The 3450-nt window shown below is 46.2% G+C and carries 1 rRNA gene; it reads left to right on the top strand.

Annotation, left to right across the window (positions count from 1 at the left end):
- Window positions 1–344: 344 nt before the first annotated feature.
- Window positions 345–3288, top strand: a 23S ribosomal RNA gene (locus DB41_RS10170).
- The last annotated feature ends 162 nt before the right edge of the window (window positions 3289–3450 follow it).

The raw sequence follows: 3450 nt of genomic DNA, 5'->3' as shown, positions 1-3450 counted from the left end.
AGTTATCTTGAAAGGCAAGTGATTAATAAGAAATCAAACAAAAGAGTTAATCTTCAAAAGATAAGATTGATGATTAAAGTAAAAGTATCATGTTAATAGCGAATCGTTAGCAATAACGATTAAACGCATCTTACGTTAAGCGAAAGCAAAACGTTAAACACTGATAAGTTCACAGACATAAATCGACGCTTGAAGAGTAAACTTCTTACCTAAGTTTTAAATGTAAATTTAAAACTGAACAATTGGCGAAAGTAAGTGGCAAACACTTACAAAATAAAGTATGCTCATTAAACTTAATGACGTAATTGTAAAACGTCAGCTTTAGTCCAAAAATTAAATTTTTTGGTCAAGCTATTAAGGGCTGCTGGTGGATGCCTTGGTATCAACAGGCGATGAAGGACGCGAAACCCGCGATAGGCATCGGTGAGCTGGAAGAAAGCGTAGACCCGGTGGAATCCGAATGGGGAAACCCGGTGAGAGTAATATCTCATCATCTTTAACTGAATCCATAGGTTAAAGAAGCAAGACCTACTGAACTGAAACATCTTAGTAAGTAGAGGAAAAGAAATCAATAAAGAGATTCCCAAAGTAGCGGCGAGCGAAATGGGAAAAGCCCAAACCAGAGTCCATGACTCTGGGGTTGTAGGACCTATCAAAAGATCAGGAAATCTTAGTCGAACACCGCTGGAAAGCTGGACAATATAGGGTGATAGTCCCGTAGACGAAAAGAGGACCTGACAGGATAGGCACCTGAGTAAAGCCGGACACGTGAAACCCGGTTTGAAGCAGGGAGGACCACCTCCCAAGGCTAAATACTCGTTGATAACCGATAGCGAACCAGTACCGTGAGGGAAAGGCGAAAAGAACCCCTGTTAGGGGAGTGAAATAGAACCTGAAACCAGCAGCTTACAAACGGTCGAAGGCCTATGCCCTTTATAAGGGAATGGCTGACGGCGTGCCTTTTGCATGATGAGCCAGCGAGTTACGCTATATGGCAAGGTTAAGGGACCTACGTTCCGGAGCCGAAGTGAAAGCGAGCGTTAAAAGCGCGAATAAGTCATATGGCGTAGACACGAAACCACGTGATCTATCCATGACCAGGTTGAAGCAAGGGTAACACCTTGTGGAGGACCGAACTAGTAACTGTTGAAAAAGTTTTGGATGAGTTGTGGATAGGGGTGAAAGGCCAATCAAACGTGGAGATATCTTGTTCTCTTCGAAATAACTTTAGGGTTAGCCTCGGACGTATTCTTTACAGGGGTAGAGCACTGAATTCACGCGGGGACCTACCGGTCTACCAAAGGAAATCAAACTCCGAATACTGTAAAGCAGTCCGGGAGATAGACAGTGGGGGCTAAGCTTCATTGTCAAAAGGGGAACAGCCCAGATCGCCGAATAAGGCCCCTAATTCTATGCTAAGTGAGTAAGGAAGTAAAGTTTCTAAAACAGTTGGGATGTTGGCTTAGAGGCAGCCATCATTTAAAGAGTGCGTAACAGCTCACCAATCGAGAAACTTTGCGCCGATAATATCCGGGACTAAAGCATAGAGCCGAATTCGCGGGTGCATATTGTAAAATATGCGCGGTAGGGGAGCGTAGTATGGGCACAGAAGATGTACCGAAAGGAGCATTGGAGCGCATACTAGTGAGAATGCATGGCATGAGTAAACGATAAAGGCAGTGAAAATCTGCCTCGCCGAAAACCCAAGGTTTCCAGGGTAAAGCTCGTCTTCCCTGGGTTAGCCGGTCCCTAAGCTGAGGCTGAAAAGCGTAAGCGATGGAAAGCAGGTTAAATATTCCTGCGCCACCGAAGACAACAGCGATGGATTGACGAAATAAGTAAAGCACGCGGACGATTGGAAGAGTCCGTGACACTACGAGGAAGGCTGATAGGCAAATCCGTCAGCAGGATTCTAGATAGTGGACAAGGGGAGTGCAAATGAACCGATGGTGTAGAGCGATGTTTCCAAGAAATAGATTCTAGCTGTCGAAGGTGACCGTACCAAAACCGACACAGGTGGGTGGGAAGAATATTCTTAGGCGCGCGAGAGAACTCTCGTTAAGGAACTCGGCAAATTATCCTCGTAACTTCGGGAGAAGGGGAGCCATGAGCCGTGACACATCTAGCATGTGAAGCGGAGCGTGGCCGCAGAGAAATGGCCCAGGCGACTGTTTAACAAAAACACAGCACTATGCAAAGACGTCTAAGTCGAAGTATATGGTGTGATGCCTGCCCAATGCCAAAAGGTCAAAAGGAGAGGTTAGCAGCAATGCGAAGCTTCGAATTTAAGCCCTGGTGAATGGCGGCCGTAACTATAACGGTCCTAAGGTAGCGAAATTCCTTGTCGGGTAAGTTCCGACCTGCACGAATGGTATAACGATCTGGGCACTGTCTCAACGAGAGGCTCGGTGAACTTGTAGTAGCGGTGAAGATGCCGTTTACCCGCAATAAGACGGAAAGACCCCGTGAACCTTTACTGTACTCTGGTATTGGCTCCTAACTTGTCATGTGTAGGATAACCAGGAGACTTAGAAGTCTTGCCGTCAGGTAAGATGGAGTCGACGGTGAAATACTGGTCTTGACAAGTCGGGAATCTAACGTTCACCCATGAATCTGGGGAACGGACATTGCCAGACGGGCAGTTTTACTGGGGCGGTATCCTCCTAAAGAGTAACGGAGGAGTCCAAAGTTTGCCTCATCGTGGTTGGCAATCACGAGTAGAGCGTAAAGGTATAAGGCAAATTAACTGTGAGACCAACAAGTCGAACAGGTACGAAAGTAGGGCTTAGTGATCCGGCGGTGGAAAGTGGAATCGCCGTCGCTCAACGGATAAAAGGTACTCCGGGGATAACAGGCTTATCGCCACCAAGAGTTCATATCGACGTGGCGGTTTGGCACCTCGATGTCGACTCATCGCATCCTGGGGCTGAAGAAGGTCCCAAGGGTTTGGCTGTTCGCCAATTAAAGCGGTACGCGAGTTGGGTTCAAAACGTCGTGAGACAGTTTGGTCCCTATCTGTTGTGGGCGCAGGATACTTGAGAGGAGTTGCTTCTAGTACGAGAGGACCGAAGTGAACGAACCAATGGTGTGCCGGTTGTACTGCCAAGTGCATAGCCGGGTAGCTATGTTCGGAAAGGATAAGCGTTGAAAGCATCTAAACGCCAAGCCTCCCTCAAGATAAGGTATCCCAATTAGACCCCATGAAGACTACATGGTAGATAGGTTGGATGTGTAAGCACAGTAATGTGTTGAGCTAACCAATACTAATCGGTCGATTGGCTTGACCAACTTTCTTTTATCGAGACAAGTTGGGTCAAAGTAACAAAGACTACAAGCTGACGCAAAATAAGCCAATGTAAGAAAGAGAAATTCAAGCGTTGATTTATGTGTGTGAAGCGTTAAAGCTAAAAGCTGATACGATTTCTTAACTAATCATTTGCCTAGCTTTTT

This window comes from Neochlamydia sp. TUME1 (genome assembly GCF_000813645.1).
Taxonomy (GTDB): Bacteria; Chlamydiota; Chlamydiia; order Chlamydiales; family Parachlamydiaceae; genus Neochlamydia.
The sequence above is the reverse complement of the archived record's forward strand: the minus strand, read 5'-3'. Positions and strand labels throughout refer to the sequence as shown.